The 15,777-nt window shown below is 47.1% G+C and carries 12 protein-coding genes, 3 tRNA genes and 1 pseudogene; all 16 read right to left on the reverse strand.

The window, feature by feature from the left end; all coding sequences use genetic code 11:
* Positions 1 to 9: 9 nt before the first annotated feature.
* The 16 genes and pseudogenes from Dia5BBH33_RS05820 to mutS all read right to left on the reverse strand — a co-directional run bounded on the left by Dia5BBH33_RS05820 (position 10) and on the right by mutS (position 15,753).
* A tRNA-Arg gene (locus Dia5BBH33_RS05820) sits at positions 10 to 84 on the reverse strand.
* Positions 85 to 155: 71 nt separating this feature from the next.
* Complete coding sequence (gene alr / locus Dia5BBH33_RS05825; RefSeq protein ID WP_143332552.1) at positions 156 to 1,262, reverse strand: alanine racemase; 1,107 nt, start codon at positions 1,260 to 1,262, stop codon at positions 156 to 158.
* A gap of 250 nt (positions 1,263 to 1,512) precedes the next feature.
* The gene (locus Dia5BBH33_RS05830) at positions 1,513 to 2,565 is read right to left on the reverse strand and encodes an IS30 family transposase (protein WP_108849707.1); all 1,053 of its coding nucleotides are present in this window, start codon (positions 2,563 to 2,565) and stop codon (positions 1,513 to 1,515) included.
* Between the two features lie 107 nt (positions 2,566 to 2,672).
* Positions 2,673 to 3,812, reverse strand: a complete 1,140-nt coding sequence (gene hemW / locus Dia5BBH33_RS05835; RefSeq protein ID WP_108849619.1) for a radical SAM family heme chaperone HemW — start codon at positions 3,810 to 3,812, stop codon at positions 2,673 to 2,675.
* A complete protein-coding gene (lepA, locus tag Dia5BBH33_RS05840; protein WP_022383096.1) occupies positions 3,805 to 5,601 on the reverse strand; it encodes a translation elongation factor 4 in 1,797 nt (598 codons plus the stop codon). Before lepA ends, hemW begins: the two co-directional genes overlap by 8 nt.
* Positions 5,602 to 5,670: 69 nt before the next feature.
* Complete coding sequence (locus Dia5BBH33_RS05845) at positions 5,671 to 6,621, reverse strand: DMT family transporter (RefSeq protein WP_143332553.1); 951 nt, start codon at positions 6,619 to 6,621, stop codon at positions 5,671 to 5,673.
* Between the two features lie 34 nt (positions 6,622 to 6,655).
* On the reverse strand, positions 6,656 to 7,114 hold the full coding sequence (locus tag Dia5BBH33_RS11280) for an EamA family transporter (protein ID WP_232518120.1): 459 nt from the start codon (positions 7,112 to 7,114) through the stop codon (positions 6,656 to 6,658).
* Positions 7,115 to 7,198: 84 nt separating this feature from the next.
* Positions 7,199 to 7,573 (reverse strand): annotated as a pseudogene (locus tag Dia5BBH33_RS11285) (EamA family transporter); the annotation flags it as partial.
* A gap of 67 nt (positions 7,574 to 7,640) precedes the next feature.
* Positions 7,641 to 7,717: transfer RNA gene (locus Dia5BBH33_RS05855), tRNA-Val, on the reverse strand.
* A gap of 174 nt (positions 7,718 to 7,891) precedes the next feature.
* A tRNA-Val gene (locus tag Dia5BBH33_RS05860) sits at positions 7,892 to 7,968 on the reverse strand.
* A gap of 130 nt (positions 7,969 to 8,098) precedes the next feature.
* Positions 8,099 to 9,349 carry a methionine gamma-lyase family protein gene (locus Dia5BBH33_RS05865; protein WP_144269412.1) on the reverse strand — a complete coding sequence of 417 codons (1,251 nt, stop codon included), beginning with the start codon at positions 9,347 to 9,349 and terminating at the stop codon, positions 8,099 to 8,101.
* Positions 9,350 to 9,359: 10 nt separating this feature from the next.
* Positions 9,360 to 9,560, reverse strand: coding sequence for an RNA chaperone Hfq (gene hfq, locus Dia5BBH33_RS05870; RefSeq protein WP_022383092.1), 201 nt, complete (start codon positions 9,558 to 9,560; stop codon positions 9,360 to 9,362).
* Positions 9,550 to 10,473, reverse strand: a complete 924-nt coding sequence (gene miaA, locus Dia5BBH33_RS05875; RefSeq protein ID WP_232518021.1) for a tRNA (adenosine(37)-N6)-dimethylallyltransferase MiaA — start codon at positions 10,471 to 10,473, stop codon at positions 9,550 to 9,552. Before miaA ends, hfq begins: the two co-directional genes overlap by 11 nt.
* Positions 10,470 to 11,252 (reverse strand): class I SAM-dependent methyltransferase, encoded by a 783-nt coding sequence (locus tag Dia5BBH33_RS05880; protein ID WP_022383090.1) that lies wholly within the window; start codon positions 11,250 to 11,252, stop codon positions 10,470 to 10,472. The genes miaA and Dia5BBH33_RS05880 overlap by 4 nt, the downstream gene beginning before the upstream one ends.
* Positions 11,249 to 13,204 carry a DNA mismatch repair endonuclease MutL gene (gene mutL, locus Dia5BBH33_RS05885; RefSeq protein ID WP_143332556.1) on the reverse strand — a complete coding sequence of 652 codons (1,956 nt, stop codon included), beginning with the start codon at positions 13,202 to 13,204 and terminating at the stop codon, positions 11,249 to 11,251. The genes Dia5BBH33_RS05880 and mutL overlap by 4 nt, the downstream gene beginning before the upstream one ends.
* The gene (gene mutS, locus Dia5BBH33_RS05890; protein WP_179951941.1) at positions 13,204 to 15,753 is read right to left on the reverse strand and encodes a DNA mismatch repair protein MutS; all 2,550 of its coding nucleotides are present in this window, start codon (positions 15,751 to 15,753) and stop codon (positions 13,204 to 13,206) included. Before mutS ends, mutL begins: the two co-directional genes overlap by 1 nt.
* Positions 15,754 to 15,777: the final 24 nt, after the last annotated feature.

Genomic DNA, 15,777 nt, shown 5'->3' on the forward strand with positions numbered 1-15,777 from the left:
TGTCATCAATGGAGCGCCTAGAGGGATTCGAACCCTCGCACCCGGTTCCGGAGACCGGTGCTCTATCCCCTGAGCTATAGGCGCTTAACGAGATTAATTATACCATAGATCTTACTGCCTGAAAAGGAACAGCCCGGGTGCCCTGCATCCATTATTTATTCATCTACATAGATTCTTGGAACCCGCTTCAGCCCGCACATGACTTCATGCGGTATGGTATTTACTATGGCAGCAATTTCTTCCGGATAGATCACTTCGTCTCCCTGACGGCCAAGGAGAACGACTTCATCCCCCACCTGGACATCATCACCAGCTGCAATCATCATCTGGTCCATGCATATGCGTCCAATGATGCGGTGCCTCTTTCCGTTGACCAGGACACTTCCCTTATTGGAAAGAGCCCTGTGGAATCCATCCGCATACCCGATCGGGATTGTTGCTGTTCTCATATCTTCTTCCGCTACATATGTCCCGCCGTAGCCAATCGCCTCTCCTTTGCGGAGAACCTGCACATGGGTAATATGGCTGATGAGGCGCATCGGATACTCCAGATCCCACATGTTGTCCATTTCATCGGAGGGATGCGGCCCGTAAAGAATGATTCCGGGCCTTGCCAAATTATACCAGCTCTCCGGCATGTCAAGGACGCCTGCACTGTTGGCGGCTGAAATGATAAATCCTTTCTCCAGTCTTTGCGGCATATGGGAAAGAGCTTCCTCAAATTTTTCCAGCTGCTTTCTTGCTGTAGTTTTATCATGGATATCCGCTTTTGCCATGTGCGTAAAAGTGCCATGGATATGGATATGCGGATATTTCTTTAATTTTTCAAGGAAGCCCTCTACATCTTCAGGATGCGTGCCTATCCGGTTCATACCCGTATCAATAGGAAGCCATACCTCAAGTATTTTCCCCTGGCCCTCTGCCGCTTCTTCGAAAGGTTCCAGTTCCACTGTATCATCCACAGGAACAATTAAATCATACTTTACCGCTGTTTCTGCTTCTTCAGGAAGCGGAAGTCCCAATGTGAAAACAGGGCAGGTGAATCCATCCTTCCTAAGTGCCACGCCTTCTTCTACTCTGGCTACAGCAGCTGAGTTGTATCCCTCTTCAAGAGCAATGCGCATCGCTTCAGAAGCGCCATGACCATAAGCATCTGCTTTAACGACTGCTGTGCAATCCACATGCGCCGGCAAATGACTGCGGATAACCCTCAAATTATGACGAAGGGCACTGCGATTGATTTCTATGTAGGAAACTGACATATGGAATACCTCCTCCAAATAAAAAAGCACCTGGAACCACAGATTGGATTTGACCCATTACTGTATCTATGAAGCCCCAGTGCTCCCTTATTGTATTTTTACACCAATCAAAGTGCGCATAAAAATACGTCAAATTTATTTCTTCCTATCATAAAACAAATACTGAAAAAAAGAAAGATACGAATAAAATTATTATCGAGTAAAGATCTATTCCCGAATTGCAATAATAAGTTGAACACCCGGCGAACCTTTATGCAGTAAGTGCTGCAAGCATTTCTTCCCTAAAGCACTCCTCGGGTGTCTTATAGCCGAGTATTTTTCTTGGCAGGGTGTTGGCCCAGCACTCTACTCTGGAAATGTGTTCCACTGGGTAATCCTGGATTTTCTTCCCTTTGGGAAGAAATCGACGGAATAAGCCGTTGTGATTCTCATTCGTACCTTTGTCGCTGGAGCAGTACGGATGCGCATAATAGATCCGTGTGTGACTTAGTTTCTCTAGCTCCGACAGGCTAGAAAACTCACTGCCATTGTCTGTCGTAATGCTGAGGAACACTCGGCTGAAACAGCCGCGGAACATTCCATCCTTCAATTTTCTGAAGGCTGCTATTACAGAGGCACTTTCCTTGTTGGGCAGTTTTCTGATGAGGGAACAGCGTGTCTTGCGCTCAACCAGAGTCAGCAGTACTTCGTCCTTTGAGCGAGATCCCAGTACAAGGTCACACTCCCAATGCCCGAAATCCTGACGCTCATCCACAGAAGGATCGCGCTCATCTATACTGCGGCCGAACTTCTTCTTACGCTCACGAACCCGCTTCCTGGCGTTTTTTCGCTTGACGCGCAAGGGCAGGTCAATACTCTTGATTTTTCCTAGGAGCCCCAGCGTGACATAGTTGTACAGGGTTTTCGTACAGACCATCTCGCCACGTTGAAATTCTCCCGTAACCAGTGCCCTGCCAAAGCAGGCATCGAGCGACCAGTGATGTTCCTGAAGTCTCTTCTGCACATAGTCGAGGAATGCTCCCTTTGCTATGGCGTCGCATTTGCGACCACAGTTTTCGCGATGCGCCTCATAGGTGCTTTGCCCGTCTGCTGCGCGATAGCGTTCCACCTTGCCGTTATAGCAAAGGACCTTGCCACGCTTCACCTCGTTGCGTACCGTATTGACACAGCACCCAATCTCACGGGCTATGCTCCGATACGATTGCTTGTCGCGGAGACGCGTTTGGATAATGACTCGTTCCTCAAAAGTTAAATGAGCCCCTTTTTTGCGTAACGTATCCGTGGTAAAATGATTTTGATCCATAGCGATTCTCCTTTGTGGTTGTGTTTTTTGTGCAACTACATTTTACCACAAGGGTTCGCTATGGATTTTTAAGTGTTCAACTTAATTATACAATCCGCCGTAAAGATCTATTCATCGATAATGAACTGTTCAAATACGAAATTTCCCAAAGCAGCACCATGATACGTCATAAAAAGATGTCCCAAAGATTCCTTCAGAAGCTTCCTCTCTTTCAGCATGGCAATTTCCCTGCCGAACCAGTGCTCAATCGGAAATCCATACCTTTCCTCAAAATCCTGAAGCGGGATTCCCTCTCTTGTACGAAGATGCAGGAAGCAGTATTCTTCCATTTCATCTTTGACAGAAAGATTCTCCACTTCTTCCGGCGGAAGATTCCCAGACAGAACTTCTTTCTCATATAATCTGACGCCCGGGTTGTTTTCTTTCCTTGCATGTCCGATCCTTGAACATGCCGCGGGTCCCAATCCCAGGTAATGGGATAAATCCCAATACTTCAGATTATGTCTTGATCTGTATCCTTTTCTTGCAAAACTGGAAATCTCATATCTTTCAAGGCCGTAGTGAGGAAGAATGCGGCACATCATCTGATACATTTCCCAGCTCTCTTCTTCCGTCGGCCTTTTGAGGATTCCTCTTTCAGCCATCTGACCGAACTTTGTCCCGTTTTCAATGATCAGACTGTAGACAGACAGATGATTGATCGGAAGATGGACAGCCCATTTCAAACTTTTTTCAAAGTCAAGCGGTGTCTGCCCGGGAAGTTCATACATGAGATCGATGCTGATATTATGGAAGCCCAGACGATAGGCGCGCTTCACAGCTTCTTCAGCAGCCTTTGAATCATGCCTCCTGTCTATAGCCTTCAGCAGGTAATCATTATGTGACTGCACACCGACAGAAAGCCTGTTGATGCCCAGACGGCGGGCATTTGCCAGGTATTCTTCTGTCATGTCGCAGGGATTCATTTCCATCGTAATTTCAGCCTGATCGGAAATATGGAAGTTTTTGTAAAGAGCTTCCATAATTTCCGAAAGCTGCATGCCGGTCAGCGTCGACGGGGTTCCGCCTCCAAAGTAAATAGTGTCACAGACTCTGTCCTTAAAGCCTGCACTCTTCATTTCAATTTCACGGATCAAAGCTTCAGAGAATCTTGTATCCGGCGTTCTGCTGATGGAATAGAAATCACAATAGGCACACCGGCTCCTACAAAAGGGAATGTGCAGGTAAAGCCCGAGCGGCTTAGTCATCTTTGAGCACCGCCATGAAAGCTTCCTGAGGGATTTCAACGCTCCCGACCTGCTTCATCCTCTTCTTGCCTTCCTTCTGCTTTTCCAGAAGTTTCTTCTTACGGGAGACGTCGCCGCCATAGCACTTGGCAAGAACGTCCTTCTTGTATGCCTTGATTGTTTCCCTGGCTACAATCTTGCTTCCAATCGCTGCCTGGATCGGCACTTCAAACTGCTGACGCGGAATGATTTCCTTCAGTTTCTGAGCCAGAGTCCTGCCTCTCGAAGCTGCATTGCTGCGGTGCACGATAATGGAAAGTGCATCGATCAGTTCACCGTTCAGGAGGATATCAAGCTTGACTGCATCTGTCTTTTCGTATCCGCAAAGCTGATAATCAAGAGATGCATATCCCTTTGTGCTCGATTTCAGTTTGTCAAAGAAGTCGAAGATGATTTCAGAAAGCGGAATTTTATAATGGAGATCGACTCTTGTTTCATCAAGATATTCCATGGTCTGATATACGCCGCGGCGGTTCTGCACCAGTTCCATGACATTGCCGATCATGTCTGACGGTACCAATATTTCCACTTTGGCAATCGGTTCCTCAATGAAATCAATTTTCGTCATAGGCGGAAGTTCAGCCGGGTTGTCGACTGGTATCATCGTGCCGTCTGTCTTATGGACATGGTAAATAACAGAAGGCGCTGTTGTAATCAGTTTTAAATTGTATTCACGTTCGAGTCTTTCCTCGACAACGTCCATATGAAGAAGTCCGAGGAAGCCACAGCGGAAACCGAATCCCAAAGCCTGGGACGTTTCAGGAACGTATTCCAGAGCTGCATCGTTAAGCTGCAGTTTTTCCAGAGCCACTTTCAAGTTGTCATAATCTTTGCTTTCGATCGGGTACAATCCGCAGAATACCATAGGGAGCGCCTTGCGGTAGCCTGGAAGGCTTTCCTTGGCTCCATTTTCCTCTGTAGTGATCGTATCGCCGACTTCGCAGTCCTGCACGTTTTTGATGCTTGCTGCCACATAACCTACCGAGCCGCAGGAAAGCACGTCACAGGCCTTTGGAAATGGCGAGAAATATCCTACTTCAGTCACTGTATAGACTTTTCCGGAAGCCATCATGCGGATATTCATGCCCGGACGGATTTCTCCATCTTTGACACGCACATAGGCGATGGCGCCTTTATAGGAATCAAAAATCGAATCGAAAATCAGACATCTTAAAGGTTCATTGGAATGATCTTCAGGCGGCGGTACTTGTTCTACAATGCGCTTGAGAACTTCTTCCACGTTCTGTCCTGTTTTAGCGCTGACCGGAATGGCATCAGACATATCAATCCCGATGATATTTTCCACTTCCTTCTTGACGCGTTCCACGTCTGCACTGGGAAGATCCACCTTATTGATGACAGGAATAATTTCCAGGTTATGATCAAGAGCCAGATACACATTGGCAAGAGTCTGCGCTTGCACGCCCTGCGTTGCATCGATAATGAGGATCGCTCCTTCGCAGGCTGAAAGGCTTCTTGATACCTCATAGTTAAAGTCTACATGCCCTGGGGTATCAATCAGGTTCAGTTCATAGGTTTCCCCGTCCTCATACTTGTACATCAAACGGACAGACTGCTCCTTGATTGTGATGCCTCTTTCCCTCTCCAATTCCATGGTATCAAGGATCTGGGCTTCCATATCTCTTTTTTGGACAGTCCCTGTCAATTCGATCAAGCGGTCTGCCAGTGTGGACTTCCCGTGGTCAATATGAGCGATAATCGAGAAATTCCTAATGTGTTTTGTATCCATGCTGTCTCCTGTCAAACTGTATTCTTTAAAATTTATCTATAGAAATGCACCTGTGCGAAAGTGCGGTATTTATATGGTATTCCCCTGTTTCCTCACTCTGAGGAATGGTGAATGCTTTCCTGTATAGGCAGGCGCAATGATTGCCATGACAACCATCATGATTCCCAGAGACTGTATCATATCAAAGCTCATCTGGAAGAAGGCCCATGACATCAGGACAGAAGCGATAGGCTCAGATGCTGCCGTAATCAGGGCCTGTTCGGGCGAAAGGTACATCAATCCCGTATTATAAAGGAGAAATGCGGCTACTGTCCCGAAGAGGACAATCCACATGACACCTACGATTATATCAGGCTCGAAAAAAGCTGCCAAATTCATATCCGGAACAAATGCCCAGGACACAAGGCCGCCCAGAATCATCCCCACGCCCAGGATAAATGTACAGTTGATCTTGAGGAAAAGATGCTTCGGATAAATGGACGCAAAGGAATATATAACACCATTCAAGAGCGAGAGCAGTATGCAGATGACCGAAACATTCAGTGTCGCCGGATTTCCTCCGGTCACGAGAAGGAATGTGCCAAAGACAGCCAGAAATGTGGTAAACATCTTAGTCTCTGACGGCAGATGATGCTCCCGGATTGCCTGATAGCAGACAACCATGGCCGGACAACTGTAAAGGATAACTGTTGCAGTAGGCGCATCCCCATAAGCAATTGCTTCAAAGTACGTATAATGCATGAGCATCAGTCCTACAACTGCATAAATCAGGACATCCAGCCACAAAAGCTTATGCTCATTCATCGCTTTCATGCTGCTTTTGAATTTTCCTTCCCAAACGGTCATCCCTAAAAGGATGATTCCTGCCATGATCATTCTGAAAGCTGTCAGTTCCATTGCATTGATGGAACTCTTTTCATAAACATTCTGTGCGCCAAGACCGCTTCCTGCCCACATGACACCCGCGGAAACAACCATCATAATTGCCATTGGCGAAGACGAACCAGCTAAGAGCTTCATTTTTCCCACCTCAGAAAATCATTCCAACACCACATCATTTATGCTGAAATCCTAACCTTTTCTTTAACATATGCTCAGAACCAGGCGCTGCAATCGCAGCAAGAATAAGAATAATGCCAACTGCCTGAAATACATTAAACATTTCACTAAACAGGAAATATGAAGCAATGACCGATATAGCAGGCTCTACGGTAGCCGTTACGGAAGCCTCTGTCTCAGTAAGACGGCGAAGACCCGCATTATAGCAGGTAAAGGCAACTACGGTTCCGCAAATGACGATCCAGAAGATATCCATGATGATATCCCTATGGAAAAATGCCCCTATATCGGTAACCGGGTCTGCGGCAAAAGCAGCCGCAGCTCCACAAAACATGCCAATCGATAAAACAAAAGAACCATCGGAAAAAGCCATCAGGTTTTTAGGATACACAGCGCATACTGCAAAAAATACAGCTGATGCAAGCCCCAGCCAGATGCAGTCAGCAGGAACCATGATCCTGTCAAGATTCCCTCCTGTAACCAGAAGGAAAACCCCTCCTATGGCAAGAATGACAGAAGCGGCTTCTGCCGTACCAGGAAGCCTTCCCTTCCTGAAGGATGTCCATAGGATCACGATGGCAGGACAGGTATATTGTATCACGGTTGCGGCCGCTGCATTCCCGGCTTCTATCGATGCAAAGTATGTCCAGTGCATCAGCATCAGCCCGATGATCCCATAAAAGGAAAGCTTCGCTAAAAGAAATGGATGGTCCTTCAGGATACGGATGGATTTCACAAAATTGCCTCTGGCAATCGTGAGTGCCATCATGATCACGCCCGCACAAAACATGCGGAACACGGTCAGATCCATCGGGGTAAGGCTGCTCCTGGAAAAGAAATCCTGTGCCGCCAGACCACATCCAGCCCACATTGCGCCTGCTGTTATTACAAGCAGAACGGCAAAGACATCCATGGCCTTCCAACGCCTCCAAATTCATAAAATTTATACAGAAAAACCCGCCAAATGGCGGGTTCTATTTTGGTGGGACTATTTGGATTCGAACCAAAGACCTCTTCGATGTCAACGAAGCGCTCTAACCAGCTGAGCTATAACCCCAAGTAACGTGTCATTATTATATATGATGCGTTTGTAAAAAGCAACTGAAAAATGACAGATAAAAAGAGATCATTTTACAGTTCTCCAAAAAAGGATTCCGCCCTTTTGCTGTATTTTCCCAGGCGCCAGTTTCCTGAGTTGTTTATGGCAATCTGCTAAGCAGAGATGAACTTCTGGTGGGACTATCTGGGTTCGAACCGGAGACCTCTTCGATGTGAGCGAAGCGCTCTGACCAACTGAGCTATAGCCCCTTGAACACGTCATATTATAGCACCGGTATTTCAGATTGTTAATATAAATTTCTTTGATGAAATTCCCCCGCGCAAAAGGACTGTGAATGGCATTCCCATTCACAGTCCTTTATTGCATATCTGTATTTTATTAATCTTCGAGACCGCCTCTGGCAGCGAGGATCTTCTCTGCAGCGCCCATTACGGCAAGCATGGTGTGTTCAAAAACAAGACCGCCTTGGAAGTACATGATGTACGGAGGTCTTACAGGGCCGTCAGCTGACATTTCGATTGTAGAGCCCTGGACGAAAGTGCCTGCTGCCATAATGATCGGATCCGTATATCCGGGCATGGGCCCCGGGACAGGAACGGCATCCGAATCAACCGGAGACCAGTTCTGCACGGCCTCGGCAAAGCTGCACATATTTTCTTCAGAGCCCAAAGTAATGGCTGTAATAAGGTCAGTCCTTAGATGGCCCGGTTCAGGAACGACGTCAAAGCCGAGCACCTTGAATACAGCAGCGCAGAATTCGGCGCTCATCATTGCCTGACGCGTAATATGCGGAGCGAGGAAAAGTCCTTCAAAGAACGGGCGGTAAGAAGCAGCATAGGATCCCATTTCTGCGCCAAGTCCGGGAGCTGTCCAGACGTAGGAGCAAAGCTCGACAAGATCTTCTCTTCCGCAGATATAAGCACCCGTCGGTGCAAGTCCGCCGCCGGCGTTTTTAATCAATGAACCTGCCGTAATATCAGCGCCAAGCTCGATCGGTTCTTCCTTGCATGTAAATTCGCCATAGCAGTTATCGACAAAGCAAATCGCATTTGGATTCTTTGCTTTGACTGTTTCGATGATTTTCCTGATGTCGGATGGGAAAAGCGAATCTCTCAGCATGTACCCTCTGGAGCGCTGGATTTCTACAAGTTTTGTATTTTCATCAACAGCATCTGTAATGGCTTCCAGATCGTAAGTGTTGTTCTTAAGAGGCACTTCCTTATAATGAACGCCCTTGGATTTAAGATTGCCCGGTGCGTTTCCGGAAATCCCGATGACGCTCTGCATCGTGTCATAAGGAGCACCTACAGCAGATACCATCGTATCTCCCGGCTCGAGGAGCGCAAGGAGAACGGTAGCAAGCGCATGAGTGCCTGAAACAAACTGCGGACGGACCAGGGCGCTTTCTGCCTTGAATATATCTTTCCAGATTTCCTCGAGTTCTTCACGGCCCGGATCCCCATAGCCATAGCCATTGGATGGAGCGAAGTGATAAGCAGAGAGGTGGTGGTTCCTGAATGCTTCCAGAACTTTCTGTGTATTGTATAAGGAAATCTCTTTCATTTCATCAAAAACAGGCGCACAAAGAGCGAGCGCTTCTTCCTGCACCTGTTGAAGTTTTTCATTCATTTTCACTCAATCAGATCCTTTGTATTGTAGAAATAGCATGCTTGTAAATCAGCTGCGAACGATTTTCGCTTACAAGAAGCACGGTAAAGCTGTCAAAGGACTTTACCTTGCCCTTCAGTTGAACTCCATTCATCAAAAAAATGCTGACAGGCGCATTTTCTTTCCTGGCTTCATTTAAAAATGTATCCTGCAGATTCATTTTACCTTCCATCTTCACATTCTCCTCTAAAATATGAAATGACATAATCCGTGATTTCCTTACACCACGTGTCCTGGTTAAACTCATTTCTCTCATACCAGTGAATATACGGCATTCTCTTATACCATGTAATCTGCCGTTTTGCGAAATGGCGAGTGTTTTTCTGGATGAGAGCTTCTGCCTCTTCAATAGAGAGCTCGCCTTTTATGCACTGAACCATTTCCCGATAGCCAATGGCCTTCAGTGACTGGGCTGTTTCCGGAATGCCTGAATCCAGAAGTTCTTGAACTTCATCATATAATCCGTCCTGCATCATATGACAGACTCGCTTATTTATTCTATCATATAAGACCGCTCTGTCCATAGCAATCCCTATAACTGGACCATCATAAATGAGAGATTGGCTCTTTTCCGGGGATAAATCCCTGCCTTCTGCATCAATCAGCTCCAGTTTTCTCAGCATTCTCTGCGGATCATCAGGAATTTCCCTGACGCCTGCTTTCTTAAGTTCTCTTTCAAGGCCTTCTTTCCCATTGGCCAAATAAAAGTCATGCCACTTTTTCCGCTGATCAGACTTAGGCAGGAAAGAATATCCTTCCAGAAGCGACTGGATATAAAGCCCTGTTCCTCCCACAAGGACAGGAATTCTTCCTTCTTTATTTTCTCTTGTTATGATTTCTGAAGCTTTCTTCTGAAAATCAGCAGCGGAATAGGGTTCTCTGGGATCGATACAGTCGACAAGATAATGAGGGATTCCCTGCATTTCTTCTTTTGTCACTTTGGCCGTTCCAATATCCATTTCCTTGTAGACCTGGAATGCATCGCCGGAAGTAATGGAAGACCCCAGCGCTTTTGCAATCTCAATCCCGACCTCTGATTTACCAGAAGCAGTCGGCCCTAGTATGGTTATAAGCTTTTCCTTCATGATAAATCAATCACCCCGTATGCCGTGGTCTGCCCCTTTTTGGCTTCAATCCTTGTAAAAAAGTCCTTCTTGAAAAGCAATGAAAACGGGCGCTCCTTGACAATCACACGCGCCCTGGCCGCGCGCATGGCCAGCAGAATCGTCTCGTCATCAAGCTTGTCATAAGCGGCTGCTTCCCGAAAGCCTGTCATATCATTGACTTTTGCCTGCACAGGATGCCGGAACATAGGATCAAAGTAAACGACATCAAAACTTTTCTCTGGAATATTTTTCAGATATTCCTTGAAATCAGCATGAATCAAATAGATTCTCCGAACGGCATCCGTCAGCGCAGGGTCTTTATCCTGATAAGATTCTATGCCGGCCCTTCCTATTTCATAAAGCGCAGTGCTTTTCTCCAAGGCTGTGACGCTTCCCCTGTCCCCTAAGAACCAGGAAATCGTCGTGGAATCATTCGCATGGCCAAAGGTACAGTCAAGGACGCGGCAGGGTCCTTCCTTTGGAAGCAGCCTGCATAAGCGGTCCTCATTCCCCGCAAGAATCTGGCGCGTGCGGAGGACGGATGTCCCTAAATGAAAATGGTATTCCCCGTCTTTCGTCTTAAACGAAGGAAGGCGCCTGCCATAAATCAGGAAACCTTCTGCCTTGTACTTCTCTGCCATCTCTTCAAGCTTGTCTTCTCTCTCAAGGTAAGGGATAGCCAAAGCTTTTGCACGCTCTTTTGCCTTTTCTCGGATCAGTCCCGGAGCATCCGAGATTGTTGTTGCAGCAATCTTCATGGCCTTTTGAACAGCCTTCCCAGTTCTTCAGGTGTGAATCTTACAATCGTCGGTCTCCCATGCGGACATACAAACGGGCGAGACGTGTGGAAGAGATCTGTAATCAGTTCCTTCATCTGGCGGATATTCAAGGGATCTCCCCTCTTGATGGCGCCGCGGCATGCTGCATAGGCCATCATGCGGTGGCGGAGCGTTTCAGGTGAAACCATATCTTCATCGTGATAGGCGACTAAAATATCCCTTATGACGCGAAGGAGTTCATCATCTGCAAAATCCTCCGGCACTCCGGTCACGCGTATGACATCAGGTCCTGCCTGCTCAAATGTAATGCCCAGCTTGAGCAGTTCATTTTCATGATCCTGCAAAATCAGAATATCATCCGGCTCCACATGGATCAGATGAGGAATCAGGAGTTTCTGGACAGGAATTCCTTCCGCTCTTTCTGCAAGCTTATCATAACGAACGCGTTCATGCGCTGCATGCTGGTCAATGATGAAAAGATCCTTCCCATGCTGGCAGAGAATGAAGCAGTCTGCCACCTGTCCTAAAGGGATAACCGTTTCTGCTTCTTCTTTTTCTGATTCAAATAAGACGCCTTCAGAAATCGTTTTCTGATCTTTCGACTCCTGATGATCTTCCTGATCTTCTCTCTTGAAGAATGGCTTATCCGACAGGATTTCACGGCTTCCTACTGATGGCTGGAATGTCTCCCGCATCGTTTCAGAGTTTTTTCCAGTGCCGGAAGATGAAGATCCCTTCTGCTGCTGGCTGTATTCTTCAAGATGCGCTCTCCATGAATCAGGTACAGAGGGAGTCTTTGCCTCTCCTGTCTCCATAGCAAGCCCGATGTCGTGAAGAGGTTTCTGGTCTTCCACTTTCACATTGACCGGATTTACATCCATTTCACCAAGGACCTGATGGCCCGGATCCTTGATCATCTCGCGGGCAATGCTGTCTGCATCCGACTGGGATGTGAGCGTCCTTAAAACGGCATGGTAGACCGTGCGGAATGCCATCTGTTCATCAGAAAACTTGATTTCCCTTTTCTGAGGATGCACATTGACATCGATGCTTTCCGGCGGCACATCAAAAGAAAGGACAAGAAGCGGATAGCCATTCTTTGGAAGAAGTGAATGGTATGCATTGTCCACGGCTTTTGAAATGACAGAACTTTCAATAACTCTCCGATTGATGATCAGCGTCTGGAACTGGCGGCTGCTCTTTAAGAGCGATGGTTTCGAAATCAGTCCGTTAAGGAAGATATTTTCCCCTTCTTCTTTGACTTCAAGCATTTCACCGGCTGTCTTTACACCGTATAAAGCAGAGACAACGTCTAGAAGTCTTCCGTTGCCCGGTGTTTCAATGACGACTCTTCCATTATTGATCAGGCGGAAAGCAACATCTGGATTGGCAAGGGCCAGTTTTCCCACCATCGTATTGATTCTAGCCGATTCCGTTCTTTCTGATTTCAGGAATTTCTTCCTCGCCGGAACGTTATAGAAAAGCTCCCTGACCTCAACCGTTGTGCCGGCTGGCGTTCCGGCGGCATGCACATCTTCAACAACGCCGCCCTTGATATCAATGACCGTTCCTTCAACATCTTCCGGTCTTCTTGTCGTGATGGATGATCTTGAAACGGACATAATGCTTGGAAGCGCTTCCCCGCGGAATCCCAGGGAGGCAATGTGATAAATGTTATCCACATTGGAAATTTTGCTTGTGGCGTGGCGGATAATGGACATCTTGGCATCTTCTGCAGTCATTCCAGAGCCGTTATCCGTCACACGGATGTAAGTCATACCGCCGTCTGCAATTTCTATTTCCACTTCATGAGCGCCTGCATCGACAGAATTTTCCACCAGCTCTTTGACGACATTGACCGGACGCTCGACGACTTCTCCTGCAGCAATCTGATTCGCCGTAACTTCATCAAGAACATGAATTAATCCCATTATCGGCTCTCCTTTGCTTCCTTACTCAGGCGGAATAAAATCTCCATGGCTTCAATCGGTGTCTTGCTCATGACATCAAGGTCTGCCAGTTCATTGATGATGGGCGATGCAAAAAGATCAAAGCCGGTTTCTCTTGCTTCATTAGAAGGAGCAGAAGGCGCATGGTATCCCTTGCCATCCGATCCCTCCAGTCCTTCAAGAATATCGTCGGCTCTTTTCAGGAGAGATTCGGGAAGCCCGGCAAGTCTTGCGACATGGATACCGTAGCTTCTGTCTGCGCAGCCTGGAACGATGCGGCGGAGGAACATGACATCCTTTCCGCGCTCCTTCACTGTTACCGTATAATTCTTGATCTTGCTGCTGCCATCTGCCATATCTGATAATTCATGATAGTGCGTAGCAAACAAAGTAAAGCCATGAATCTTTTGGTCAATGTATTCGACAACGGCTCTTGCAATGCTCATGCCGTCATATGTGCTCGTGCCTCTCCCGATTTCATCAAGAAGAATCAGGCTGTTTCTGGTAGCATTGCGGAGAATATACGATACTTCCTGCATTTCCACCATGAACGTACTCTGCCCGGTCGATATATCATCCGTGGCTCCGATCCTTGTGAATATGCGGTCGACAGGAGAAAACATACCGCTTTTTGCCGGTATGAAGGATCCGATCTGCGCCATAATCGTCAAAACGGCAACCTGACGCATGTATGTCGACTTGCCTGCCATGTTGGGCCCTGTGATAACCAGGATTTCCTGATTATCATGATTCAGTTCTGTATCGTTTGGTACAAACATTTCATGATTGAGTGCATGTTCTACCATCGGATGCCTTCCATCAGAAATGGAAATGCGGCCTTCCTTCTGCGGGAGGATCTGCGGTCTTACATAACGGTCCTTCAGAGCTGCCCTTGCAAGGCTTGCTATGCAGTCAATACCCGCCAGAGCAGAAGCTGTTCTCTGCATATCCGGAATTTCCGGGCGTATTTCCGCTTTGACCATCTGGTAGATCTTAAGTTCGAGCTCTTCGGTCTTTTCCTTGGCGGAGAGCGCTTTAGCCTCGAATTCCTTCAGCTCGGGGGTAATATATCTTTCCGCATTGACCAGCGTCTGTTTTCTCACATAATACTCGGGAACAGGAATCTTATTGGCATTGGAGATTTCAAAGTAATAGCCAAAGACATTATTGAAGCCAATCTTCAGCTTGATGCCCGTCTTCTCTTTTTCCTCTTCTTCCAGCTTTGCTATATATTCCTGGCTGTCTTCCGACAAAGAGCGGATTTCGTCAAGTTCCTCGGAAAAGCCCTTCTTTATGTACTTGCCGTCCTTGATATTCCCTGTGCCGTTTTCATTCATCGCACGATCCAGAAGGTCAAAAACGGCTTCATGCACTTTCATCTGTCCGTTCAGCTTTTTCAAGATGACTGAACTGGAAGATGCAAGGAGATTCTTGATCTGCGGCACAATCTTGAGCGTTGCTTTGAGTGCCAGCAAATCCTTCGGCGAGGTGACATTGGCTTCGATACGGCCAAGGATTCTTTCAAAGTCAAAAACCTGAGAAAGCAGCTCCTCGAGCTGTGTCAATTCCATGGCATGATTCGTAAGTTCTTCAATCCCGTCCTGACGAAGGATGATTCCATTCACATCCACCAGAGGCCTTTCAAGCCAGCGGCGCAAAAGTCTTGCCCCCATTGCCGTATGCGTGTGGTCAAGAAGCTCAAGAAGTGTCCCTCTTCTTCCGCCGTCCCTCATATTCCTGGTGATTTCAAGATTCCTGATGCACTGGTCGGAAAGAATCAGCGTATGATCTTCCCTGATCGGCTGCACGGAATGGAATTCCGGCAGGTTGTCTCTCATGACATTCTGCAGGTAATCCGCCAGGTATCCAAAGGCCATGCGTACATTTTCATCCTCAATCGATTCCGCGATTGAAGGTGCCTTGCACGTTTCATCCGTTTCAGGCATTCTCGTGACAAGACAGCTTCCAAGGCGTGATGAACAGAAGGATGTCAGCTGGCGGTAGAAATCATCAGATACGCCGCATACGAGTTCTGCCGGATTATATACAGAAAGGACATCCAGGAAATCGTCCTGCTCCTTTTTCAGATTCCAGATCCCCCACCAGCTTTCGCCTGTTGAAATATCACAGAGGACCATATGGATCTTCTTGTCTTTCTCAAGCAGACAGGCCAGATAGTTGTTGGATTTATCCGCAATGGCATTTTCAAAGAGAATGGTTCCCGGCGTAATGACGCGGATGACATCGCGCTTAACGAGTCCCTTTGCCTTCTTAGGATCTTCAAGCTGTTCGCAGATGGCTACTTTATACCCCTTTTGAATCAAACGGTAAATATAAACCTCGGCCGCATGGTACGGCACGCCGCACATAGGAACGCGGCCTTCTGCACCTGCATTCTTCCCTGTCAGGGTCAATTCCAGTTCATGAGAAGCCGTGTACGCGTCATCATAAAACAATTCGTAAAAATCACCCAGACGGTAAAAGAGCAGGCAGTCCTTGTATCCCTCTTTTATCTCTTTGTATTGATCCATTAATGGCGTTTTAGCCAATCTCAA

The sequence above is a fragment of the Dialister hominis genome (assembly GCF_007164725.1).
GTDB classification, from domain to species: Bacteria; Bacillota; Negativicutes; order Veillonellales; family Dialisteraceae; genus Dialister; species Dialister hominis.